Raw genomic sequence first — 25399 nt, forward strand, 5'->3', positions numbered from 1 at the left:
GGTCGCACCTCCCTGAAATGGTTTTTTATTCTAATTCCTGTTTTGCTTCCTGCTGGATTTCTTCTGTTGCCTCTTGCTGTTCTTCTAACAATTCATCTGTTTTTGAGTCAACAGTTTCTTCCTCTTCTTTCTGAGGTTTTGCAGGTGCTACAGGAGTAAAGGCACTATCTGGACTAATATCAATTTTATATCCTGTTAAACGGGCTGCCAATTTTGCATTTTGTCCTTTGTTTCCGATTGCCAAAGAGAGCTGGGAATCTGGAACGCTGACAAACGCGATTTTTTCTCCATCATCACTCAAAATCACTTCGGTAACATCCGCTGGCGACAAAGCAGCCGCAATAAACTGCGCTGGATCTTCGCTGTACTGTATAACATCGATTTTTTCACCGCCCAGTTCCTCAATAATATTGGAGACACGCATCCCTTTTGGGCCAATACATGCACCAATTGGGTCAACATTTTCATCTTTGGAGTAAACCGCAATCTTTGTTCTGGAACCTGCTTCACGGGAAATGGATTTTACCTGCACAGTACCATCAAAAATTTCTGGAACTTCCATTTCAAAGAGACGTTTTACCAAGTCTTTATGGGTTCTGGAAATTTTTAAGGAACAACGTTTTTCACTAGAAGTAACATCCACAACATATACCTTAATTTTATCTCCAGGCTGTAAATTATCATTTGGTAACTGTTCATTTTTAAACAACAGCACTTCATTTTTATCCATCTGAACAAATGCGTTTCCGTTAGCTGGGTCAATCTTGTTCACAGTAGCAGTGACAACTTCTCCAACCTTTCCACCCATCTGGTTCATCATCTGTTCCCGTTCTGCTTCACGGATCCCCTGACGAATAACATGTTTCGCGGTTTGCGCCGCAATTCTTCCAAACTGTTTGGTTTCCAGTTTAATTTCCACAGGTTCGCCAATCATAGCGCGTTTAGAATAGCGCTGTGCTTCTTCCAAAGTAATTTGATTTACTGGGTCTTCCACTTCACGTACTACATCTTTAATGATGCTGACTTTGTATTGACGGGTCAATGGGTCTAAAACTACATTTACCGCTTCTACTCCGCCAAAATCTTTTTTTACCGCAATAGTAATTGCATTCGTGATTTTTTCGATTAAGTAATCAATAGAAATCCCTTTTTCCCTTGCGATTAATTCTAGGGCGTCAAAAAATTCGTTATTCATTTTGCTCATTCATCCTTCCACATTTACGATCCAATATTCATATTTTGATTTTGCTAAAACAAATCTAAATCATCATCCAGTTTTACATAGGAACAATCCGAAAATGGCACAGAAAATTCACCTTTATCGGTTTGGATGGTAACAATCTGATTTTCAAAGGATTCTAAAATTCCTGTAAACTCCCTTTGCTTTTCTATTGGACGAATTAATTTAATCGTCACCTGCTGCCCTAAAAAAGCATCAAAATGCTGCTGCTTTTTTAGTTTGCGGCCCAATCCGGCAGAAGATACTTCCAGGTAATAGCTTTGGTCAATTGGATCTAATTCATCCAATTTATCACTTAGTAAACGGCTCACATTTTCACAGTCGCTCACTTCCATAATTCCATCTGGACGGTCTAAAAAGACACGTAAAAACCAGGATGCGCCTTCTTTTTCAAATACTACATCCCATAACATCAAACCAAATTGCTCCGCAATTGGCTTTGCTATCTCTGTTACCAGAGTAACTGTGTTGCTTTTGGCCATAATATCCTCCTTTGTACCCAGGCTGTTAACCTCCAAAAAATTTGCTTTAATATAAACGAAAGACCGGGTCGCAACCCAGTCTTTCCAATTACCATATTTACCACTACTATGGTAACACAAAACAAAAAGGATGTCAACCGTTTTTCCCTGTTCTTTCCAGGTTTTTCGGATTTATGACTAAAATATTGGGTTTCTGGATAGATTCACAGCAAACTGCCACCTGATACCCAGGCAAGTCATCATAAGAATAAAACTGGCATCCGGTACAATCGGTTATGATTTTACCATGATCCTCATAACACATAAATTGGGATAATCCCAAGGAAATCCCCTCCCCTTGGTATTTACAATAACTTTCTTTTAATGTCCATAAGGTGAAGAAAAAGTCAACTGGGTTACCACTAAAAGAATAATAATTCCATTCCTCTGGAACCATAACTCGTTTTGCCACCCTAGATTTTTCCGGTCGAATTTGTTGCAAATCAACTCCAATGGGTTTCTGATGGAGTGCAATCCCAATCCAATCCCCAGAATGGCTTATATTAAACTGGATTTGAGGGGCATCCTGAAAATAAGGTTTTCCGTGTTGGTCAACATTCCATTGTAAATCAGCGCAATTCAAACCAAAATAATGTTGTATTCCATACTCCAACAGCTTCCAGGAATAAAAACAGCGCAGCTTATCCTTCTCACACTTCATCAGTCTAATTTTTTTCAACCGATGTTCTGGCAATTGTTGAATTATCTTCTGTTGTTCTATTTTCTTACCTGCAATTGAGCAAAGCAACAAAACCGGTTCCATTCATTCTTCCCCTTTCATTATTTTTACTATTGTACCACAAACAATAAACTAGAATCAATTTTTTGACATGGTTGAGAAACTAAAGTATAATAAAAATATCTTAAATAATATAGAAAAAGGTGAACTGAAATGAAGTTAAATCCTTCCTGTATCCCCTGCTTAGTCCAAAAACAGCAAAAACGAGTAGCCCATGAGGATACTGAAAAACAGCTGCATTATTTAAAAGATGTGTTAGGAGCAATCGCCAACTCTCAGGAACAGGCATCCGCTCCTTATTTAACTTCGACGATCAATCGAGTTTATCAAAACTATTTTGGAAAACAGGATGATTACGCAGAATTAAAACAGCAATATAATGCATATCTATTAGAGCGTATGGAACAAATCCAGAATAAAATCAACCATGCGGCTGACCCATTGTTGGCAGGAATCCAGTATGCTCGGGCAGGCAATTACATTGATTTTGGAGCAATGAACCAGGTCAATACAGAGGATTTAGACCATCTGTTGGAAACTGCATTAGAACAAACCATTGATCAAAAAACCTATCAGCAGTTTTTCGAACAGTTAAATTCCGCAAAAAAATTGGTGTACTTAACCGACAACTGCGGCGAAATTGTATTGGATATGCTATTGTTGCAGCAATTAAAAAAATTTAACCTGGATATCACTGTTATTGTCCGAGGAGCCCCTATTTTAAACGATGCCACCTTACAGGATGCTAAACAGTGCAAAATGGACCAGCAGTTCCGGATATTAGAAAATGGGACAGATATCGCCGGCACTGAATTGGAGTTAATTTCCGATGAGGCAAAACAAGCAATTCAACAAGCGGATATTATCATTTCCAAAGGGCAAGGGAATTTTGAGAGTTTGCACGGCTGCGGTTTAAATATCTACTACCTTTTTTTATGTAAATGCCAGCTATTTGTAAACCGGTTCCACTTAAACCATTTGGATGGTGTTTTTATTAACGAAAGGGATGTACAAATATAAAAACCTTTAACTAATATTTCGTATTAAAATAACACAACTCAACAATTTGTATTATTTGTTTTTGCGTTATACTTGACAAGGGACTTACTCCTTGCTATACTAAACCCGAAAAATAAAATCAGTTTGGAGATGAAAACATGAGAAATACTTCCTGCTAATTAGATTGGGGAAACAAATTAAACCAACGGCAAGCCCGTTTTGTTTGTTGTACCCCTTGCAGGAAAGTAACTCATGGTTTTGTCCCGTTGTTCCTAGGGAGAATTCTCTTTCTTCCCCTTTGTTTGAACCAGGCCACAGAATTACTTTTCTGCGGCCTTTTTTGATGTCATAAAATAATATAAGGGGGAATTTTAAATGTCTTTGATTTCAATTCAAAATTTAACCTTTTCTTATGATGGAAATGATCAAACCATCTTTGACCATGTCTCTTTCCAGTTTGATACCCATTGGAAACTAGGATTTATTGGTAGGAATGGACGAGGAAAGACCACTTTCCTGCGCCTATTGCAAAAAGAATTCTCTTATACTGGCACTATCTCCTGTGCAGTACCACTTTATTATTTTCCAATGCGAATTCCTGACCAGGATGAAATGGTAGTGGATTTGCTTTCGATATTCAACCCCAACTGTGATTTATGGATGTTTCAACGGGAATTTTCCCTGTTGAAATTGGATGAATCTGTATTATATCGACCTTATTCTACATTAAGTAATGGAGAACAGACAAAAATACAACTGGCGTCCCTATTTTTACAAGAAAACAGCTTTTTATTGATTGATGAACCCACCAACCATCTGGATTGGCATGGGCGCCAAACGGTTGCCCGCTATCTCAATCAAAAGAAACAGGGGTTTCTGCTGGTTTCCCATGATAGAACTTTTCTAGACCAGTGTGTAGACCATATCCTTTCCATAAACCGAAACAATATAGAGGTACAACAAGGAAATTGTTCCAGCTGTCTGGAGAACAAACAGCGCCAAGACCAGTTTGAACAAGCAGAAAACGAAAAACTGCAAAAAGAGATTAGCCGCTTACAAAAATCAGCCCAGCAGACCGCCAATTGGTCGGACAAATTGGAAAAAACCAAAATTGGAACTCGAGTTTCAGGCTTAAAACCGGATAGAGGGTATATTGGGCACAAATCCGCTAAGATGATGCAGCGCTCTAAATCCATACAACAACGCCGCCAAAAGGCAGTTGAGCAAAAATCTTCTTTGCTTAAAAATATCGAAACAACTGCTACCCTAAAATTGTCTCCCCTTACTTGGCATACGAATACAGTAGCATCCTGCTCTAATCTCTCTATTACATATGATGATATTTCTGTTTGCCAGGATGTCGCCTTTACCATCCAGCGTGGGGATCGGATTGCATTATGTGGAAAAAATGGATGTGGAAAATCCAGTATTTTAAAATTATTCCAGGGCTATTCCATTCCTTATCAGGGTGAAATCTCAATTCATCCTAATTTACAAATCTCCTATCTCCCTCAGGACTGTTCTCAGTTAAACGGAGATTTAAAAGAATTTATCCAACAGCACAACTTAGAAGAAAGCCTGTTCAAAGCAATTTTAAGGAAACTGGATTTCTCCCGCTCCCTTTTTGATCTGCCAATGGAGGGTTATAGCAATGGGCAAAAGAAAAAAATATACCTTGCTGCCAGCTTATGCAAACCTGCCCATTTATATCTTTGGGACGAACCCCTTAATTATATTGATTTGTACTCCCGCATCCAGATAGAAGAATTGCTGCTGCAATACCAGCCCACCCTCCTGTTTGTGGAACACGACCAATCTTTTCTGGAACATGTTGCCACCAAACAAGTTGTATTGTCATCTTCTTGTCCTATTCACAAAAATATTGTATGATACATAAGAGGTTTTTACATTTCCCTTACATTTTATTGCATACTTAAAAATCCTTTTCTGCCATACTAATAATAGCGTAAGAAGATAGAGAGGAATGCTATGTACCATATTTTTATTGTAGAAGATGACTCTTCCATTACAAAAATGATCCAAACTACGTTGGAAATTGGTGGATACCAAAGCAGCACTTGTGAAAACGGGAAACAGGCAGTAGAACAAATTTTATCCCAGCCATTTGACCTTATCCTGTTAGATGTCATGCTGCCGGATATGGATGGTTTTTCTATTTTGGAACAAATCCGCCATCTGGATATTCCAGTGATTTTTTTAACCGCCTTACAGGAAGTAACCGACAAAGTAAAAGGGTTGCGTCTGGGAGCAGAAGATTATATTGTCAAACCGTTTGAGGCAATGGAACTGCTGGCAAGGATTGAAGTTGTCCTACGCCGTACCCATCGGGAAAACACCCAGCTATCCTACCAGAATATTTTAGTGAACACCGAACAGCATATGGTGTACCGAAACGATATCCCTATCAACCTAACCCCAAAAGAGTTTGAAGTATTGGTGTTTTTCCTGAAACATCCCAATATCGCCATCACCAGGGAACGGCTCTTATCCTCTATTTGGGGCTATGAATACGAAGGGGAAACTAGAACAGTGGACATCCATATCCAACAAATCCGGAAAAAATTAGGTTTAAAAGATAAACTGGTAACCATCCCAAAATTGGGGTACCGGTTAGATCAATGAGGAAACAATAATGCGTTTATGGCAAAAAATATTCCTTTGTACACTGCTTTTAACGGTGTGTTCGGTTAATTTAATTATTTTTCTGCTTTTGACTAACAACTATCGTCAGACGATACAACAGCAAAAACAGGTGGCATTTACACAGCATATTTCTATGATTAACTCCATACAAAATGCCATCAACTATGAGAAATTAAAAATTTCCCTGCTCATTTTAGATCAGGAATATGTCAAAAATACGGTTCTGGAAATTCTTTCGAAAAATAATAACGATGCTGTTTCCTTTTGGATTTATGACCAAAATCAAAACCAGATTTCTTCTGGTGACTGTCCTTGGAGTTTCCAGCCATTGTTACAACAAGCGGAACAATCCGATGATTATCAAACACAGCTAGTCCGGACAGATTCTAAGTCCCACCTACTTATCACATCCAAGGTTATATTAAATTATGAAACATACTATCTGTCCAGCGCGTTTGATATTACCAACCTCGAGCAGAGTTATCAACAGCAAATTCGTTCTACCCAATGGCTCAGTATGTTGTGCTCTATTTTTATTGCTGGAGTTTTGATGATTTTTGTCCAAATCCTGCTCCGACCACTACAACGGATTAACCAAGGGACCAAAGAGATCGCCCAAGGGAACTACCAAAAACGGTTAAGCTGCAAGGGCTCCACCGAGATCTCGGAACTAGCCTCCAACATGAACCAAATGGCAGATTCTATCCAGGAAAAAATAGATGATTTGGAGCAGGTAGCAGAAAATCGGCAGCAGTTTATCGCCAATCTTGCCCATGAGATGAAAACCCCGCTTACCTCCATTTTAGGGTTTGCGGATATTATACGGATTAAAAAGGATTTATCCGAGCAAGAACGTCAAGAATATGCAGGAATCATTGTAAAAGAAACCAAGCGGCTCAGTGGATTATCTGGAAAACTAATGGAATTGATTTTGGTTGGACAGGAAAAATTACAAATGCAGGAAACCGAATTGAATCAATTGTTACAGGAAGTCGTGGAATCCTTTCAGCCTATTTTACAAAACCATAAAATTCAAATCCAACAACAGCTGGAAGGTGGCAGAATGCAAATGGAACCGGAATTATTCCGCTCTATGGTATACAATATTTTAGAAAACGCCATCAAAGCTTCTCCAGCTGGAAGTACTATCTGGATTTTCCAAAATAATTTGGACAACGGTGAGATTACAATTTCTATAAAGGACCAAGGAATGGGGATTTCCAAAGAAGATTTAAAAAAGGTTACCGAGCCGTTTTACATGGTGGATAAATCCCGTTCCCGAAAAGCAGGAGGGGCCGGACTTGGTCTGGCACTATGTGAAAAAATTGCCCAGCTCCACCATGGCAATATCCAAATTGAAAGCCAGTTAGGAGAAGGGACTACTGTTACCATTCATCTTGAAAGGGGGAAAATGAATTGAGACGTTTCCGTTCTATTTTGATTACAATTATCTGCTCTATTTTAATTTTAGTGCTTTCTTTTTCTTCTTTTTCGGTTATGGATTATTTTTTATTTCGGAGCGATTCCAGTATCGCACCTCTTTCTGTTTCCAACTCTATTAACAGTGCAAACATCAACCAACAATTACAGGTTTTCCCCTGGGATACTGAACAATACAAAGCATTCCAACCTTCCTATGACAATCATTGGCCAGGAAACGGCTATAACCATATATTTTCGATTCTATGGAATTATTTAGAAATTTATTCTAAAAACGTTCTTGAAATTTCATTAAATTACATATATTTTTCACAAAACGATCTTTCTGTTTCTTGCGGAGAAGATTTTGCTAAGATTCCATGTATTTATGAGTTCACCTATATCACGGAACAAACAGAACAAGATAAAGGATCTTATAACCTAATAATTGATCAAATCATTTCTTTCAACGATGATTCCAACACAAAATACCGTCTACAAGCAGCAATTACAAAGGAAATTTTGTATTCCGTACACATTACACCAATCGTTGACCATTCTAATACGAAAGATTTTCAGACTATTTTACAAACATCCTACCAAAATTTAAAGCAAAAGCCTATAGAGAATATTCAGTCCCACTTGCTTTATACTTATATGGCAGCTGATCAAAACAATCAAATAAAATTCTACAGTCCTTACCAATATAGCGATGAAATTTATGACTATTCCATGGATATCTCAACAAAGCTGATAAAAACCTCCGACCAGTTGGTCTGTTTTTCCTATCTTACCAATTTCCTTTATTTTTTGTGGTTTGACCCATATACCTGTCGTTTTATTGGATACGATTTTGTGTATTTAGACTCGAAAAAATATTCTTTTGAATCTCCTACTTTAAGCCTGATTGATGAAAATTTTTCTTCCATCATCTATAACAACTAGGTAAGGCCTACATTCACTGCATAAATATCCGGTTCCAATACAACCATTTGAACAGTTACCGCCGTATCGGAAAATCTTTGCCTTATGGATTGCAATCTTAGCATTTCATAAGGCATCATTTTTTTGATAAAAGTTTTGTATTTGCAATTTCTCTATTTCTTACAACTTTTTTGCATTTTCTTGGATACTCCATGCCTACTGTTCTGTTAAGCTAAAGACAGGAGGTGGAGATCTTATGAAGAAAGGGTCAACCAAATATTATTTAACAGCAGTTTTATCTGTTTTATTTGTAATAATAACCATAGCTGTCGTAGTTTTCAATACAGGTTGGGTTTCCAGCAAAAACAATGAATATTTTTTACAAAATACAAACCATAAAACAGAAAAATGTCTATCCGTCCCCTATATGAATCAGTCAGATGAATATCCTACTGGATGCGAAATTGTCAGCGCGGCCATGGTATTACAATATTACCAATACGATATTCCTGTAAATCAGCTGATTGATTGTTATTTGGACAAACAGGAAATCTGGAGCAGTGGGGGTAAACTATATGGTGGAAACCCAAATGAAGTATTTGTAGGCGATCCAAGAAACAGTAATAGTTATGGATGTTATGCACCTGTTATTACCAATATGTTAAACCAGGTACTTACAAACCATACCGCAAAAACGCTTAACAATATTAGCCTGGAAAAGTTGGCAAACGATTATATCTCCAAAGGGCAACCCGTTTTAGTTTGGGTAACTATTGATATGAAGTCCTCTTATGAGGGGACAAAAATCTACCAGCAAGACGGTTCTACCTTTCAGTGGATTGCGCCGGAACACTGTATGGTTTTCATCGGATACGATGAGGAATCCTATTATTTTAATGATCCTTATCAAAACCATGGGGTGGTCCAATATCCAAAAGAACTGGTACAACAGCGCTATCAGGAAATGCAGCAGCAAGCTGTTATCGTCACCCCAAACTAATTTTAAATATTTCCGACAAATGAAAATAGAGAACAAATGAAATGAAGAATATTGCAAATGGTGCTACTCCAATGGAACGTTCAAATACAATAACATCAACGATTTAATTGATTTTTGTGCAGAACACATGGCAAATGAACAATTATCTTCCGAACAAATTCGGGCATATATAACAGATATGTTACCAAAATTAAATTATTGGAAGGACTCAAACGAGTAATTCACATATCTCTATTACTAGGAAGTTGAATCAAAGCAGATTCCTCTACACTTGTTGTTCCTTACCAGCTAGGTTTGATAGAAAATCCTCCGAATGATAAAATCATTCGGAGGATTTACCTTTTTATGAGTACTGCAATATGAAGCGCTGTTTTTTCTAATTCAATATTATTAATATGAATTTTACTATAGCACCACTCTATTTCTCTATTAAATTTCAAATGTCTGAGAATAATATTTCTCTAAAAACTCATTAAAATCTTGGATATAATAATCCGCCTGCTGTTGTAGTAATGCCGCTGTCCGTTCATGGTGTGGCTCATACACGGCTGCAAACCCCATTCCAATGCGGTGCAGTGCCTGCAATGGGGCTATGATATCCTCAAACACTAAGCATTGATGATACGGAATCCCCATGGCATCCGCTGCCGCCATATAAATATCTGGATTTTCTTTATTTTTTCCAAAATCATTACTATATAAAATGGTGTGGAAATCTTGATAAATTCCAATCCTGGTCAGTGAGCGTTTACATAAGTTTGGAAAACTAGATGTTGCCAAACTAAATGGAATCCCCTGCTGTTTTAATTTTTGTAATAATTCCATAGCCCCTGGCTTCAATTCTACCTGGTGTTCGTATAAATCCAGTGCCATGTCCAACCACAACTGTTGTAATTCCTTATTGGTTAGTGAAACATGGTATTCCTTTATCATATATTCCGCTGCCTGATCTGTTGTCATATGGGCAATCTCATCATAAAAATTCTTTTTTACATCCAATCCTAATTTTTTAGGAAATTCTTCATCTATTTTGTCCCATACCCAGTTGGAATCCAACAAGGTTCCATCTAAATCAAAAATCACACCACAATATCTCATAAAAAACCACCTATCCTATGTAAAATCTATGTTGCTATTATAGCACATCTGCTTGAAAACACAAAATCAATCATGTTATAATAAAAGAAAACCATTTATTGGAGGCCTATTGATGCGCAGAGCAGATCGGGAAGTAAACAATATACAAAAAATAGAGGAAATCATCCAAACCTGTGACTGTTGCCACCTGGGATTGATAGATGAGGATAAACCCTATATTGTTCCATTGAATTTTGGCTATCTTCGTGAGAAAGATACTCCAATCTTTTACTTTCACAGCGCAAACTTTGGTAAAAAGCTAGATCTAATCCGTCAAAACCCATTAGTGGGTTTTGAATTGGACACAAAACATCAGCTTTCTGTAGGAAATACTGCCTGCAACTATTCTTTTTACTATCAAAGTATCATTGGTGCAGGTAAAATCTCTATTGTAGAAGAAATCCAACAAAAGAAAAAGGCGTTACAGGTGATTATGCAACATTATACTAAAACATCCAATTGGGAATTTTCTGACCAATCCCTTACTGCTATTACCATTTTAAAACTGACGGTAACCGAGATGACCTGTAAAGAACATCAACAACCAAGATAGAAGGTGAAACCAATGAGGGCAGTTATTATTACAGGAGGTTCTATTCAGAATTATCCTGCTATCAAACAATACATTCAACCAAACGACTATATTATCTGTGCGGACAGTGGCTATGACCATGCTGTTAAGATGGAAATCACCCCAAACCTTTTGGTGGGGGATATGGACTCCATCCATGCGGATTTGCCAACTGAAAATATACGGATTTTTCCTGCAAAAAAAGACGATACCGATACAGAAATAGCCATTTCCGCAGCTCTAAAACAGGGATGTGACGATATTTTGATATTGGGTGGTATTGGGAGCCGAATGGACCATACATTGGCGAATATCTTATTCTTAAAACAGCTACATGATCAAAAAATCTCTGCAAAAATCGTAAATGAGAACAATGAGATTCGGTTAATGGGTTCCCAAGAGAATATTACATTACAAGGACATCCAGGAGATTTGCTCTCTTTAATCCCCATTACAGATTGTATCGGTGTTACCAACAAAGGTTTTGAATACCCTTTGATTCAGGAAGATCTCCCTTTAGGAACAACGAGAGGGGTAAGCAATGTGTTTTTATCGGATACGGGAAGTATCTCCCTCCAAAACGGCTTATTGTTGGTAATGCAGTGCCGTGACCTGAGCTATTGACCCAATCGTTTTAACAAATTTCTCTTTTTGAAAAAAATTTTTTGATTCATTGCAATAAAATCGCTTTCTCATGCAATTAGTAAGTGATAGGGGCAGAAAGATTATTATGAATATTCAAAACAACATCCCCGCTGATGATCAACAGCGGTTGGAATACCAAATCCAATTGATTGCGGAAGGCAAAAAAGAAGCGTTGGCTTTTTTGTATCAGCAAACCAAAGCAGCAGTACACGCTTTTTTACTTTCCTATTTAAGCTATTACGATGCGGAGGACGCAATGCAGGATACTTATATTGGCATTTACCGTTCCGCAAAGAACTATCAGCCTCAAGGAAAGCCTATGGCATGGATTTTTGGAATCGCAAAATACACCGCATTCATGAAAATTCGTTCCAGTCAAAGGGAAACTACCCTGCCGGAGGAAAACTGGAAGTTGATTGAAGAGGAACTTCCCGCCATCAATTTTGAGGAAAAAGATCTATTGCGCAATTTACTGCTCCGTTTATCAGCAGAAGAATACCGTATTATTTTGTTACACGCAGTTTCTGGACTAAAATTCCGGGAAATTAGCGAACTTTTCAATCTGCCTTTATCTACTACCCTTTCCAAATATCGTAGAGCAATGAAAAAATTAAAACAATCATGGAAGGAAGAATCCAACGATGAAGAACCGTGAAATGGAACAGAAAATTAAAATGACGATTCAACACTCCTTTTCCAACGATTCAGATCGTCTACAAAAGATTCTTTCTGAATGTGATTTGTCAAAAGGAGAAGAATATATGCAGCAGAATATCGCAAAGAAAAAAACGCCTAAATGGGTGCGTTGGGTTTCCGTAGCCGCTGCGGTGGTATGCGTTGGAATCATTAGCACATTCGGCGCAGTTTATTACACACAAAATATATCTGTAGATTCTGAAATTATTTTAGATGTCAATCCAAGTATTGAAATGAGCATCAACGCAAAAGAAAAAGTGGTTGATGTAACGGCACAAAACGAGGATGCCATTGCTATATTGGATGGCATGGACTTAAAAGGAACAGATTTAAACGTTGCTGTCAATGCCTTACTAGGCTCCCTTGTAAAACATGGATATATCGATGAGCTGGCAAATTCTATTCTAGTCACTGTAGAAAATGATAATGCCAATAAAGGCGCACAGTTACAGCAGGATTTAGTCGCGGAAATTAACCGTATCTTATCTGGCCAATCAATCCAAGGAGCTGTTTTGGGGCAAAATATTAGTAAAAACACACAGCTTCAAGAACTTGCCAATCAATATCAAATTTCATTGGGGAAAGCTGCGTTAGTTCAAACCTTAACCCAAATTAATCCACTATATTCCATAGAAGAAATGTCTAAACTTTCGATTCATGAATTAAACCTGTTGTTGGAATCCCAGGGGAACTCCCAGCAGAACAATAAGATCCAATCAACTGGTTCCGCCAGTGATAAGGCTTACATTGGGGAGGAAAAAGCAAAGGAAATTGCCCTATCCCACGCTGGATTATCTGAAAACGATGTTACAATTCAAAAAATAAAACTGGATTACGATGATGGTATGGTGGAATACGACGTAGAGTTTTTTACTGCTACCCAAGAATATGATTATAACATCAATGCACAAACTGGTGATGTAGTTTCTAACGAAATTGAACCATTCCATGCAAATAATACCTCCCCACAAGGGCAAGGAGCAACAATTACCTTAGAACAGGCCAAACAGGCGGCTCTTTCCCATGCTGGTGTTTCCGCCAATGCTGCATCTTTTAAAAAGGTAGAATTAGAGAATGATGATAATAAACTGGTATACGAACTAGAATTCTACACCTCAGATGCAGAATATGATTATAAAATTGATGCTTCTTCCGGTGCTGTCCTTTCCTATGACCAAGAACAATTTAATCAAGGAGGAAGTAGCAATCATGGCTCTAGTATAAGTGAAGAAGAAGCAAGAAGAATCGCACAAAATAAAGCACCAAATGCACAGATTGTTTCCTTTCAGCCGGACCGTGATGATGGACAGGAAATTTATGAAATCGAACTACGGGAAGGAAATATAGAGTATGATTGTGAAATCCGTAAATCCGATGGTGCAATTATCAAATGGGAACAAGATATTGATGATTGATGTTTTAAAAATACCCGTCTAAAATTTAGATGGGTGTTTTTTATCGTCACATTTTAAGTATAATATAATAGGAAATCCGTACTTCGGAAATATTCTTTTCCATAAATAGAAAAATAGCTGATATCAAGTACAGATGATAAATAAGTTTTACCTCGTGATATAACTGAATTGACACGCCAACTGTTTTGCGTTAGGATAATAGAAGTAAAAATTTAGAGAAAGAAGGGGCTTTATGAATCCAACAGTTTTGGTTACCGGAGCATCTGGTGGAATTGGTTCTGCTATTGCCACAAGATTTGCCCGAGAGGGATATCGAGTTGCCATTCATTACAATCATCATAGGGAAAAAGCAGAACAATTGGTACAAAAATTACGGAATCAGAATCCATTGGTAATTGCTGTACAGGCGGATATCTCTAACGAACAACAAGTAAAAAATATGATGGAGGAAGTTACACAACAACTGGGTGGAATCGATATTCTTATCAACAATGCAGGATTTGCGCAACAAAAACTTTTTACTGATATCACCTCAGATGAGTGGAAAAAGATGTTTGATGTCCACGTAAATGGTGCTTTTTATTGTATCCAGGCAGTACTTCCCTGGATGATTCACAACAAAAAAGGAAAAATTATCAATATTTCTTCCATGTGGGGGCAAGTTGGCGCCTCATGCGAGGTTCACTATTCTGCTGCTAAAGCTGCGTTAATTGGTATGACAAAGGCACTCGCAAAAGAACTTGGGCTATCGGGTATCCAAGTAAACTGTGTTTCTCCTGGTGTAATTGAAACAGAAATGAACCATATGCTGGGCGTAGATGTTCTGGAAGAATTAAAAGAAGAAACCCCTTTAAATAAATTGGGAACCCCGGATGACATTGCAAACGCCGTTTATTTTCTGGCATCCGACCAGGCGGATTTTATTACTGGACAAGTATTAGCTTCCAATGGAGGATACATTATCTAGTTTTTTCTTCTATCCTACTACATAGATACCCTAAAATATGGTATAATACAAAGTATCATTGGATGTAATAAGATAAAAGGAGCAATACCTTATGAAAAACTATGGATTTATCCGCATTGCCTCCGCCTGTCCATTAGGAAGGGTCGGAGATGTCATGTATAATACAACCGAAATTTGCAATTTAATTGATCAAGCAGTAAACCAACAAGTAAGCTTGCTGGTTTTTCCAGAGCTCTCCATTTCTTCCTATACCTGCGGAGATTTATTATTGACCTCTGCCATGAAAAACGGTGTGGAACAAGCAATCTCCACGATTCAACAACATACTCTGGAAAAACCAATTACCGTTTTTGTTGGAGCCCCCATCTATGAAAGTGCCAAATTATACAACTGTGCTGTTGTTATTTCCTCCGGTGAAATCAAAGGGGTTATCCCAAAAACCCACCTTCCCAACCATGGTGAATTTTATGAACAGCGTTGGTTCGATTCCGCCAAAGAGTTTTGTGGTGACAGTACTATGCTTTGTGGGGAAATCATTCCTATGGGTACGGATTTACTGTTTACCATGGAGGAAGCCGTCATCGCAGCTGAAATTTGTGAGGATATGTGGGTAGACGCCCCTCCATCCATTGACCACGTAAAAGCTGGGGCGAATATTATCTGCAATCTATCTGCCAGCAACGCCGTGATTGGTAAGCAAAATTACCGCCGTATGCTGGTAAAACAGCGCTCTTTCAGTTCTCACTGCGCTTATGTGTTCTCTTCTGCCGGTATCTGTGAGAGTACCACAGATACCTTATATAGCGGACACTTGTTAATTGGGGAAAATGGCAACATTTTAGCGGATGCTTCCCAGATGGAATTTGAAAACTTACTCCTCACTGCAGATGTGGATTTGGAACGTTTATCCTGTGACAGATTAAAAAGCACCACCTTCCATCTGTCAAAATCCTATCGTTCCATTCCATTGAATCATAAAATTTGCTCGATTGACCAACTACAACGTCATATTAGCCAAACCCCATTTATTCCTGCTTCCAAACAAAACAAATCCGAACGTATGGAAGAAATCTATCATATTCAGGCACTAAGCCTTGCAAAACGCCTGCGTCATACTGGATTAAAACACCCTGTTATTGGAATTTCTGGAGGATTGGATTCTACCTTGGCTTTGCTGGTAACGGTGCGTGCTATGGATAAACTGGGGTGGGATCGGAAAAACATTCTTGGTATTACCATGCCAGGCTTTGGTACAACAGGACGTACCAACTCCAATTCCAAAAAATTGATGGACGCATTAGGGATTACCTCCAAAGAGATTGATATTACCCAAGCATGTAGGAAGCATTTTGAGGATATCGGCCATGATCCATCCATCCATGATGTCACTTACGAAAACGTACAGGCAAGAGAACGGACTCAGATTCTACTGGATATCGCCAATAAACATGGTGGCCTTGTAGTAGGAACCGGTGACCTTTCTGAACTAGCCTTAGGATGGGCGACCTATGCAGGCGACCATATTTCTATGTATGGTGTCAATGCAGGGGTTCCAAAAACATTAGTACGCCATATCGTAGCATGGACTGGAGAACAAATGGGTGGGGAAATCCAAAAAATATTGGAGGATATTTTGGATACCCCTGTTTCACCTGAACTTCTTCCAGCGGATAAAGACGGAAAAATCGCACAGAAAACAGAAGAAATTATTGGGGATTATATTTTACATGATTTCTTTTTATATTATTTTGTTCGGTTTGGATTTACCTTTGACAAAATCTATTATTTAGCGAAACACGCTTTTGGGGATACTTATCCAAAAGAGCAGATCGTAAAATGCCTAACTACTTTTGGAAAACGCTTTTTCGCACAACAGTTTAAACGTTCCTGTCTGCCAGATGGCCCCAAAATTGGTTCGGTTACCCTTTCCCCTCGCGCCGATTGGAGGATGCCAAGTGATGCTTGCGCTGCCCTTTGGATGCAAGATTTTGATCAAATGGATTAATTGGAAAGGGCCAAAAAATATCATCCAATTTCCCGCTTTTTATTTTTCTATTTATATCCCTGCAACAGTGGAATATTTTCTAAAAATCAAACCATATCGATATGTTATTCTTTAAATAAGAATAAAACTTTTTAGAATCGCATTTTAATCCCTTTCATTGAAATGTCGCAACCGATTTCATCTGTAATGGTACTTTTTTAGCAATCCCTAGGAGAAAAATAAATAGCAAAAAGTCCCTGATGTAGTATTCTACTTTCCTACATCAGGGACTTTTATTGATTCTATTCATTCAATCTTGCAGCAGATAAATATTTTCTGCTATCCACATTTATAAGTCGCTTCTCTTTTCTGGGAAAATAATATACAATATTTTGACAGAAAGATAGTTAAAACTAATTCTACGGTAAAGTATATCTGGCTGAAAATATTGATTCCCTGATTTTGTAGTTATCATATGTACTCAAATTCCATAATCAATGAAAAACTAACCATATGATCTTATTATCATTCCAATCACTATTTTTGTAAACATCTATCTTTTAGATCACAAAAATATTCCCATTGCTCTGGTAAAATACCCAATCTCCTGTAACACAAACTTGTTCTATTGGTGACTCTGTTAATTTTTGTTTTGAGCCCTGTGAAAGGTCTACCACATACAAGCAATTTCTATCAGATTGGTTTCCATAATAAATCCAATTTCCTGAGCAGTTAAAACAGGAAACAGAATCGGATAAAATCGGTGCTTCCTGCTGGTTGGAGTAGAGCAAACCATCTTCCGCCACATAATAAATCACCGAATTACTAATATTATAAGATAAAATGCTCTGGCTAATTTCTTTTCGGATTTGACCGCCGTTTGTATCCATAGAATATAAGCAGTTATTGTCATTGCTGTTACGATAATAAATCCGATCCCCTACCATAGAAATTTGGCTAGCACTATTGTCTGATAGTAAAACCTTTTGATATCCATCTGAAAAACGGTACAAATATAGATTGGCATGCTCCGTATTGTCAGCTGAAACCATGTATTGGTCTGTTACCGATAAATAATAAGAAAAAGAAAAATAATTTTGAATCAATTCCCCTGTTACTGCACTGTAACAAAGCACATTGAAAGTATTGTTCCTTGCTTGGGCATACACTTTTTCGCCTACCACATTGATATATCCAACTGGTTCATTCGAAATTTTTTGCATGTCTGAACCATTTGTCCTCATTTTATATAAACAGTTTTGGTCAGATGCTTCACTATAAAAAATCCATTCTCCTTGAACAGCTGCCATACCACCATTTAAACAGTTAGAGCTTGTATTTCCAATTGTGTTATAAGGCTGCAAGGAGGTATCAGGAGCAGATGTATCTGGAAACGATGCTATACCATCATTTATTTCACCACCTTCTACACCTTCCTCTATAGAATTTTTAGAAGATTTTGTTTTACTGGTTGATTTAGTGGAAGCTGATTTGGAGGATTTAGAGGAACTAGTTGTTTTCGATTTTGTGGAACTTTTTGTATTTTTGTCCCTGCTAGAGGTATTTTTTCCGTTGTTACTAGTATTGAATTCTTCGATAGAATGGAGTTCCCAATCTGGAGTGCTATGGTTTCCGGTCATCGAAAATCCAATCATAATTCCAATAAATATCAGCATTAAAGTGGGCAATAGATACTGTAAGGCTCGCATAAACTTTGGACGTTTTTCCATTTCATTTTTCCTTTTTCGATAAAATTCGACAATTATAATTAAAAAAGTAAGAACTGAATTATTTTCAGTCCCTTCATTTTATCAATAATGCTTGTTTTCCTTTAGTATATCATATAATGGATAATTTTTCCAGATAAATTTTTAAATTAGCGAAAAATTTTTAATCGTTAATTTATTAGCATTGTCCCAACATATATTATTATTTTCTCCTTGTAAATGGTTTTCATATCCCTTTCTCATAATGTTGTATCTCAAAGAGATTGCTAAAAATGACGGTACCACATTATTTAATACCAGTTTTACTGCATTATCAAAAAACCATCAGCGAAAATGGCTGATGGTTTTTATTATAGTTCATCTTTAATTTCTTGTTTTGTACGGAAGCCTGTTAAAACAAAGGTAGCAACCAATTCCTCTTTATCATTGAATACCTCTGTCCTTACATGGGAAAGGGATTTTGTTTCATGAATTACTTTTGCCTTTGCTACAATATAATCTCCATTGGCTGGTTTGATATAATTGGCTTGTACATTGATGGTAACGGTAACTCTTCTGGAAAAATTAGCAGCTGCCGCAAAAGCAAAATCTGCCAAAGTATATACCACTCCACCTTGTACCAGATCAGCGCCATTTAAATGATGTTCCTTTAAATCCAAAGTTACTGTTGCGTAACCCAATCCAACCTCTTTTAATACCATGCCGCAATATTTTGCGAACCGGTCTTTTTCTAGCATATTTCGGATTGTTTGTTCTGTCATACAGTTTCCTCCTATCTTTAAAAATCTATTTTTTTGCTTTCCAGTTCTTTTAACCCCGCTAAGATTTCATCTTTTCCAAAATTATGTTCTTCCATAGTTTCTTCATCCTCATCTAACAGGCGATTGTAAAACCAAAGTCCCAGACATAAATTATCATCGGATTCTTCTTGTTCCAACTGTTCATATAGTAAATCTTCTGCCTGACAATATTCTTTCTGTTTTATAAGTCTCTCCAGTTCTTTTTTTATTTCTAATTGTGGGGATTGGAAAGGAATATCCTCCACCTCTTCAATAAATCCACCACCTGGAGAGATTAAAGCTGTTTTTAAAAAACGAATTACCATCATGGATTGTTCTATAATAAAATCATCTGTTAACATAATAACACATCCCTTCCATTGTTCTGTTTTCCATTATAATATAAAATTAATTGTTGTGCAATGAGTTTTCTGTCATACTATTTCTTGTTATCATAACCATATCGCTTTCTTATCTCTATAACAACTAAAAACCCTGGGCAAGATGCCCAGGGTTTTTTAACAAAATAATTGATCTTATTTTTCGTCGCTCCAAGAATACATTTTTCTCAGTTCTTTTCCAACTTTTTCTAATTCATGTTCTGCTTTAATTCTTCTTGTCGCATTGAAATGAGCACGGCCGTTCTTATTTTCAGCAATCCAATTGGTAGCAAAAGTACCATCCTGGATTTCGGATAAAACTTTTCTCATTTCTTTCTTAGTATCTTCAGTGATAATACGTTTACCAATTTCGTAATCGCCAAATTCAGCAGTATCGGAGATAGAAGCTCTCATTTCGCCAAAACCACCATGATAAATCAGGTCAACGATCAATTTCATTTCGTGGATACATTCAAAGTAAGCATTACGTGGGTCATATCCAGCTTCTACTAATGTTTCAAAACCAGCCTGCATCAGAGCGCAAACACCGCCGCACAATACAGCTTGTTCTCCAAACAGGTCTGTTTCTGTTTCTACACGGAAGGTTGTTTCCAAAACAGCCGCTCTTGCGCCACCAATACCAGCAGCATAAGCCAAAGCCAAATCGGTAGCTCTACCAGAAGCATCTTGTTCTACCGCATACAAGCAAGGAACACCTTTGCCTGCAACATATTCAGAACGTACGGTATGGCCTGGCCCTTTAGGAGCGATCATTACAACGTCTACACCAGCAGGAGGAACAATTTGTTTGAAGTGAATGTTAAAGCCGTGGGCAAACGCCAATACTTTACCTTCTGTTAAGTATGGAGCAATGCTATTTTTATACAAATCAGCTTGTTTTTCATCTGGGATTAAAATCATAATAAAATCAGCAGCTTTTGCAGCTTCTTCTGTTGTCATAACAGTTAAACCAGCAGCTTCTGCTTTTGCCCAGGATTTAGAGCCTTCATATAAGCCTACTACAACATCTACGCCACTTTCCTTTAAGTTCAAAGCGTGAGCATGTCCTTGGGAACCATAACCGATGATTGCAACTTTTTTGCCATCCAATAAACCAAGGTTACAATCGCTTTCATAAAAAATCTTTAGTGCCATTTTAGTTTCCTCCTAAAAATGTTTTTTATAGTGCTCCGCTTGTTTGCGGGGTCTTACTGAAGTGATTAATTTACACTATATAACAAGTTTTATATTTTGTCAAATGTTTTTCTTAATTAATAAGTTAAGTTTTTATGATTAAGTTAAAAAACTACTTTAATTGTAGTTTTTCAACATTTTATCTCAAAGCATCCTTACCTTTTTGGATCGCTATAGTCCCCGTCCGGATCACTTCCTTTAACCCATAAGGACGAACCAGTTCAATCATGGTTTCTAACCGTTCACAAGTATCAGATACTTCCAATGTCATTGTAGTACGGGTAATATCAGAAATTTTTGCTCCCATAATATCCGCAATGTTCATAATCTCTCCACGCTGTGCTGGTGTAGTAGAAATTTTGACAATCATCAATTCACGGCTAATAATTTCAGAAGCTTCCTGGGTTTTTACTTTAATAACATCAATCAGCTTATTGAGCTGCTTTTCTACCTGTTCAATTGTTCTGTGATCCCCGTCCACTACAATAGTAATGCGGGAAGTGGAGTGGTCCTCAGTAACCCCTACTGCCAAACTTTCAATATTAAATCCACGGCGGGCAAACAACCCTGAAATTCGGGAGAGAACACCAGGATGGTTTTCCACTAAAATAGAAATTGTACGTTTCATGGTTTTTTCTCCTTTCCTTTACAGTGTTGATTCGTTTTCATCTACAATTACTTCCAGCAGAAAAGAGGTATCTGCCTGTAAAAACTCGTTGATTGCCTCTCCCGCCTGGGAGATATCTGTAATCGTTTTTGCTGGAATCCCGTAAGCGGAAGCCAATATAGCAAAATTCGGACTTCCGTCCAGGTGGACTGCCATCTGACGGTCTCCCCAGTTTTTGGTTTGCAGTTCCCGTACCATCCCCAAACGGTTGTTCTTCATCACAACAATTTTAAGTGGAATATGGAACTGGCATAAAGTAGCTAACTCCATCATCTGCATTTGAAAAGAACCATCCCCACAAATGGCAATTACATTGTGGCCCATATCCGCCAGCTTTGCTCCCATAGCTGCTGGAACAGAATATCCCATTGTTCCCATTCCGCCTGTAGTAATAAACTTACCATCACGGATTTTAAAATAGTTTGCGGTCCAAATTTGGTTTTGCCCTACATCCGCAACTACTGTGGTATTAGATGGGGCCTTATCCGATAACATAGATAGGAACTGTTTTGGATTGACACAGCCCTGTTTTGGAATGTCAAAATCACGCATACAGCTTTTTTTGGATTCTGTCAATTTACGAACCCAATCAGTGTGCTCTTCTTTTCCCACTACTTCAGCAATCTGGTCTAAAATTACCTTTGCATCCCCTACAACAGGAATACTAACCCCAACATTTTTTCCAATTTCAGCTGGGTCAACATCAATGTGGATAATTTTTGTCCGTCCTTCCAATACACTTGGGCTAGCAATTGCCCGGTCGGAAACTCTGGCGCCAATCAGCAGCAGCAAATCAGAGTTTAAAACCGCCTCGTTCGCTGTTCTGCACCCGTGCATCCCCAACATGCCAAAATTCAAAGGATGGTCTGTTGGGAGGATTCCCAACCCCATCATTGTTGTAATAACAGGAATATCACAACATTCCGCAAAAGAAGCCAGTTGTTTACAGGCACCCGCATTGATAACGCCGCCACCAGCACAAATCAATGGGCGCTCTGCATGAGAAATGGCTTCCGCCACTTTTTTAATTTGACCTACATGGCCTTTTACACTTGGTTTATATCCGCGAATATCTACTGCTTCCGGATATTCAAATTCCAATTTCGAATTTTGGATATCAACTGGTACGTCAATCAAAACTGGCCCTGGACGTCCTGTAGCCGCAATATGAAACGCTTCCTTAAAAATACGTGGAATCTGTGTTGCGTCTTTTACTAGATAACTATGCTTTACAAAAGGCTCTGCCGCACCGGTAATATCCACTTCCTGGAACACATCCCGCCCTAATAAATCGGTAGATACCTGACCGGTAATTGCTACAATTGGAATCGAATCAGCATAGGCGGTTGCTATCGCTGTCAACAGGTTGGTCGCTCCAGGACCAGAAGTTGCGATACAGACACCTGGCCGTCCCGAAATTCTGGAATAGCCGCTGGCTGCATGTCCTCCATTCTGTTCCTGCCGTACTAGGATATGCTTTATATCAGTTGAGGCAAGTGCATCATAAAATGGACAGATTGCCGCACCTGGATACCCAAAGACGACTTTCACACCTTCTTCTTCTAAACATCGTACCATTGCTTCTGCAGCTGTAATCATCGTGCACTCCTCCCTTTCTAAAATCAATTTTTGTGCAATCATTACGAAAAGCAACAACATTACAATTTTATAATTTGTAATTGTTTTCATTATACTGTTAAAATGGGGGATACGTCAATACCCCAAAATAAAATTTGACCAAAACATTTTTTCAAAAAACAGGGGGGAACAGTTGAAATCATCTTTAAAAAAGGGTACAATAAAAATTAATTTTAGAAAAACAATAAACAAATTATTATTTTTGCTTATTTTCATTTTAAAAGAAAGGGGAATGGATATGGACTTACTTCCAATTGCATTTCTAATCGATGGTTTATCCATCTATAAAAATCTACGCAATGATAAGGTTATTAGCAATTTACACAATAGCGTTGTAAAACTAAATACTTGCCAAAGTGCGGAAGGGCAGCTTCAGGCAATCTCCTCCTATACTGCGATGTGCAGCACATTATATGAGAGCGAATATCAAGGAAGCTTGTCCGATTATATTTTTGATTTGGTGTTATATGATATCAATATTTTTTCCAAAGCATCCGCAGAACATCGTTTGGATTCCCTCAGCCCACAAATTCTACAGGCTGCTTCCAATGACCTACACGCACTGTTCAAAATATCCCATATTACTTCTGAGATGTTTAAGGCAAATTTCCAGGAACAATGTAAAGGCTGCTCTTTTTTAGAGGAAAGCCTACCGGATTATACCATCGAACAACACCGCTATCCTGTACGGGATGACTGGGGAAAACAGGTAAACGCCATTTCCGATTTTTATGCTGCGAATGGGGTTGGAATGTACGCTAAATATAAAGCATTTATCTTTGAAATGGGCAGAGGCATTCAGCCTGTTATTACCTTGGACCCCATCCGCTTAACCGACCTGAAAAAATATGAAGTACAGCGGAATAAAGTGTTGGAAAACACCCTTGCTTTTATAGAGGGGCATCCATACAATAATGTACTGTTATACGGTGACCGCGGTACTGGAAAATCCTCTACTGTAAAGGCAATTCTAAATGAGTACAAAAACCGTAACCTGCGCATGATAGAAATTAGCAAACGCAGCATCGCCGACTTGGATAAGCTAATTAACTCCATCCAAAATATTCCATTAAAATTTATTATCTTTATTGATGATTTGACCTTTAACGAAAACGATGACAATTTTGGTATCCTAAAAGCGATTTTAGATGGCTCCCTCAGCGTCCGTCCAGATAATGTGGCAATCTATGCAACTACCAACCGCCGCCATCTAATCAAAGAAACTTTCTCTGCCCGAGAAGGAAATGAAGTTCATCGGGGGGATACTATGGATGAAAGCCTATCTCTTTCCGACCGCTTTGGGCTGACTGTGACATTTATGAAACCAAACAAAGACGATTTCCTAACTATTGTACGCCAACTGGCTGCTGACCGTCACATTGAAATGGAAGATGAAAAACTCTGTGCTGGCGCAGAACGTTTTGCCTTAGCGAACAGTGGAAGGACCCCACGTTTGGCGCGGCAATACATAGACCATATTGAGGCAAGGATTAAATTAAATTTGGAAATCTAATCAATAAAGAGGTAAATTGAAATGTCAATCGAAGCAGCAAGAAAACATCTGCAAACATTTGGTTTGGAAGACCGCATCATAGAACCGGAACAGTCCAGCGCCACTGTAGAATTGGCGGCACAAGCATTGGGATGTAAGCCAGAACACATCGCAAAAACCCTGTCATTCGACTTAAATGGGGACACTATTTTAATCGTAACAGCTGGTGATGCCAAAATAGATAATAAAAAATATCGGGAATATTTCGGCTGTAAGGCGAAAATGCTTCCAAGGGAACAAGTTTTAGAAAAAATCGGTCATGACGTAGGCGGAGTCTGTCCTTTTGGAATCCATTCAAATATAAAAGTGTACACAGATTGTTCCCTACAGCGGTTTGAAACAGTATATCCCGCTGCTGGAAATGATAACAGTGGAGTAAGACTCTCCTGTGAGGAATTATTTCGAGCTTCCAATAGCAAAGCATGGATAGATGTTTGTAAAGGCTGGCAAACAGAAGAATCATAATTTTCTAAATCTATAGAAAAAAATCAAAGAACAATAAAATAGTTAAATAATTCCTGTATTTAATGAAAAATACTTC

24 protein-coding genes and 1 pseudogene are annotated in these 25399 nt (G+C 38.0%); 15 read left to right on the plus strand and 10 right to left on the minus strand.

What is annotated here, in order from left to right; translation table 11 throughout:
• Nucleotides 1-25: 25 nt before the first annotated feature.
• The 3 genes from nusA to BQ2683_RS03305 form a co-directional block, all read right to left on the minus strand.
• Nucleotides 26-1195 carry a transcription termination factor NusA gene (gene nusA, locus BQ2683_RS03295; RefSeq protein ID WP_069988005.1) on the minus strand — a complete coding sequence of 390 codons (1170 nt, stop codon included), beginning with the start codon at nucleotides 1193-1195 and terminating at the stop codon, nucleotides 26-28.
• A 53-nt stretch (nucleotides 1196-1248) separates the two neighbouring features.
• A complete protein-coding gene (locus BQ2683_RS03300) occupies nucleotides 1249-1722 on the minus strand; it encodes a ribosome maturation factor RimP (RefSeq protein ID WP_069987333.1) in 474 nt (157 codons plus the stop codon).
• A gap of 133 nt (nucleotides 1723-1855) precedes the next feature.
• Nucleotides 1856-2524, minus strand: coding sequence for a 4'-phosphopantetheinyl transferase family protein (locus tag BQ2683_RS03305; RefSeq protein ID WP_069987334.1), 669 nt, complete (start codon nucleotides 2522-2524; stop codon nucleotides 1856-1858).
• A gap of 129 nt (nucleotides 2525-2653) precedes the next feature.
• Between BQ2683_RS03305 and BQ2683_RS03310 the strand changes: the two genes are divergently transcribed.
• The 7 genes and pseudogenes from BQ2683_RS03310 to BQ2683_RS13175 all read left to right on the plus strand — a co-directional run.
• Nucleotides 2654-3520, plus strand: coding sequence for a damage-control phosphatase ARMT1 family protein (locus BQ2683_RS03310; RefSeq protein ID WP_069987335.1), 867 nt, complete (start codon nucleotides 2654-2656; stop codon nucleotides 3518-3520).
• A 354-nt stretch (nucleotides 3521-3874) separates the two neighbouring features.
• On the plus strand, nucleotides 3875-5389 hold the full coding sequence (gene abc-f, locus BQ2683_RS03315; protein WP_069987336.1) for a ribosomal protection-like ABC-F family protein: 1515 nt from the start codon (nucleotides 3875-3877) through the stop codon (nucleotides 5387-5389).
• 99 nt (nucleotides 5390-5488) lie between these two features.
• A complete protein-coding gene (locus BQ2683_RS03320; RefSeq protein ID WP_069987337.1) occupies nucleotides 5489-6142 on the plus strand; it encodes a response regulator transcription factor in 654 nt (217 codons plus the stop codon).
• 10 nt (nucleotides 6143-6152) lie between these two features.
• Nucleotides 6153-7583 (plus strand): sensor histidine kinase, encoded by a 1431-nt coding sequence (locus tag BQ2683_RS03325; protein WP_069987338.1) that lies wholly within the window; start codon nucleotides 6153-6155, stop codon nucleotides 7581-7583.
• Entirely contained in the window at nucleotides 7580-8527 is a 948-nt protein-coding gene (locus BQ2683_RS03330) for a hypothetical protein (RefSeq protein ID WP_069987339.1), read from the plus strand. Before BQ2683_RS03325 ends, BQ2683_RS03330 begins: the two co-directional genes overlap by 4 nt.
• Before the next feature lie 235 nt (nucleotides 8528-8762).
• Complete coding sequence (locus tag BQ2683_RS03335; protein WP_083256352.1) at nucleotides 8763-9506, plus strand: C39 family peptidase; 744 nt, start codon at nucleotides 8763-8765, stop codon at nucleotides 9504-9506.
• A 52-nt stretch (nucleotides 9507-9558) separates the two neighbouring features.
• Nucleotides 9559-9726: pseudogene (locus BQ2683_RS13175) on the plus strand (zinc ribbon domain-containing protein); the annotation flags it as partial.
• A 209-nt stretch (nucleotides 9727-9935) separates the two neighbouring features.
• Here the strand turns inward: BQ2683_RS13175 and BQ2683_RS03340 are convergent.
• On the minus strand, nucleotides 9936-10604 hold the full coding sequence (locus tag BQ2683_RS03340; protein ID WP_069987340.1) for an HAD family hydrolase: 669 nt from the start codon (nucleotides 10602-10604) through the stop codon (nucleotides 9936-9938).
• A 112-nt stretch (nucleotides 10605-10716) separates the two neighbouring features.
• Here BQ2683_RS03340 and BQ2683_RS03345 point away from each other — a divergent pair, with 112 nt between their 5' ends.
• The 6 genes from BQ2683_RS03345 to BQ2683_RS03370 all read left to right on the plus strand — a co-directional run bounded on the left by BQ2683_RS03345 (nucleotide 10717) and on the right by BQ2683_RS03370 (nucleotide 16942).
• The gene (locus BQ2683_RS03345) at nucleotides 10717-11196 is read left to right on the plus strand and encodes a pyridoxamine 5'-phosphate oxidase family protein (RefSeq protein WP_069987341.1); all 480 of its coding nucleotides are present in this window, start codon (nucleotides 10717-10719) and stop codon (nucleotides 11194-11196) included.
• A 12-nt stretch (nucleotides 11197-11208) separates the two neighbouring features.
• The gene (locus BQ2683_RS03350) at nucleotides 11209-11838 is read left to right on the plus strand and encodes a thiamine diphosphokinase (protein ID WP_069987342.1); all 630 of its coding nucleotides are present in this window, start codon (nucleotides 11209-11211) and stop codon (nucleotides 11836-11838) included.
• Nucleotides 11839-11944: 106 nt separating this feature from the next.
• Nucleotides 11945-12514: an RNA polymerase sigma factor gene (locus tag BQ2683_RS03355; protein WP_069987343.1), complete on the plus strand. Its 570-nt coding sequence runs from the start codon at nucleotides 11945-11947 to the stop codon at nucleotides 12512-12514.
• Nucleotides 12501-13970, plus strand: a complete 1470-nt coding sequence (locus tag BQ2683_RS03360; protein ID WP_069987344.1) for a PepSY domain-containing protein — start codon at nucleotides 12501-12503, stop codon at nucleotides 13968-13970. The genes BQ2683_RS03355 and BQ2683_RS03360 overlap by 14 nt, the downstream gene beginning before the upstream one ends.
• Nucleotides 13971-14202: 232 nt before the next feature.
• Nucleotides 14203-14937 (plus strand): elongation factor P 5-aminopentanone reductase, encoded by a 735-nt coding sequence (ymfI, locus tag BQ2683_RS03365; protein WP_069987345.1) that lies wholly within the window; start codon nucleotides 14203-14205, stop codon nucleotides 14935-14937.
• Between the two features lie 91 nt (nucleotides 14938-15028).
• Complete coding sequence (locus BQ2683_RS03370) at nucleotides 15029-16942, plus strand: NAD(+) synthase (RefSeq protein ID WP_069987346.1); 1914 nt, start codon at nucleotides 15029-15031, stop codon at nucleotides 16940-16942.
• A 539-nt stretch (nucleotides 16943-17481) separates the two neighbouring features.
• On the opposite strand, the gene BQ2683_RS03375 is transcribed toward BQ2683_RS03370, so the two are convergent.
• The 6 genes from BQ2683_RS03375 to ilvB form a co-directional block, all read right to left on the minus strand.
• Nucleotides 17482-18651: a DUF5050 domain-containing protein gene (locus tag BQ2683_RS03375; RefSeq protein WP_069987347.1), complete on the minus strand. Its 1170-nt coding sequence runs from the start codon at nucleotides 18649-18651 to the stop codon at nucleotides 17482-17484.
• Between the two features lie 347 nt (nucleotides 18652-18998).
• Nucleotides 18999-19409 (minus strand): PaaI family thioesterase, encoded by a 411-nt coding sequence (locus BQ2683_RS03380; RefSeq protein WP_069987348.1) that lies wholly within the window; start codon nucleotides 19407-19409, stop codon nucleotides 18999-19001.
• Nucleotides 19410-19426: 17 nt separating this feature from the next.
• Nucleotides 19427-19789 (minus strand): DUF6483 family protein, encoded by a 363-nt coding sequence (locus BQ2683_RS03385; protein ID WP_069987349.1) that lies wholly within the window; start codon nucleotides 19787-19789, stop codon nucleotides 19427-19429.
• A 174-nt stretch (nucleotides 19790-19963) separates the two neighbouring features.
• Nucleotides 19964-20962, minus strand: a complete 999-nt coding sequence (gene ilvC, locus BQ2683_RS03390) for a ketol-acid reductoisomerase (RefSeq protein WP_069987350.1) — start codon at nucleotides 20960-20962, stop codon at nucleotides 19964-19966.
• A gap of 178 nt (nucleotides 20963-21140) precedes the next feature.
• Nucleotides 21141-21629, minus strand: a complete 489-nt coding sequence (gene ilvN / locus BQ2683_RS03395; protein WP_069987351.1) for an acetolactate synthase small subunit — start codon at nucleotides 21627-21629, stop codon at nucleotides 21141-21143.
• Between the two features lie 18 nt (nucleotides 21630-21647).
• Nucleotides 21648-23267 (minus strand): biosynthetic-type acetolactate synthase large subunit, encoded by a 1620-nt coding sequence (gene ilvB, locus BQ2683_RS03400; protein ID WP_069987352.1) that lies wholly within the window; start codon nucleotides 23265-23267, stop codon nucleotides 21648-21650.
• Between the two features lie 277 nt (nucleotides 23268-23544).
• Between ilvB and BQ2683_RS03405 the strand changes: the two genes are divergently transcribed.
• Nucleotides 23545-24819 carry an ATP-binding protein gene (locus tag BQ2683_RS03405; RefSeq protein WP_159427349.1) on the plus strand — a complete coding sequence of 425 codons (1275 nt, stop codon included), beginning with the start codon at nucleotides 23545-23547 and terminating at the stop codon, nucleotides 24817-24819.
• Nucleotides 24820-24840: 21 nt separating this feature from the next.
• Nucleotides 24841-25323 carry a YbaK/EbsC family protein gene (locus BQ2683_RS03410; RefSeq protein WP_069987353.1) on the plus strand — a complete coding sequence of 161 codons (483 nt, stop codon included), beginning with the start codon at nucleotides 24841-24843 and terminating at the stop codon, nucleotides 25321-25323.
• The last annotated feature ends 76 nt before the right edge of the window (nucleotides 25324-25399 follow it).

The organism is Massilioclostridium coli (genome assembly GCF_900095865.1).
GTDB lineage: Bacteria > Bacillota > Clostridia > Oscillospirales > Ruminococcaceae > Massilioclostridium > Massilioclostridium facile.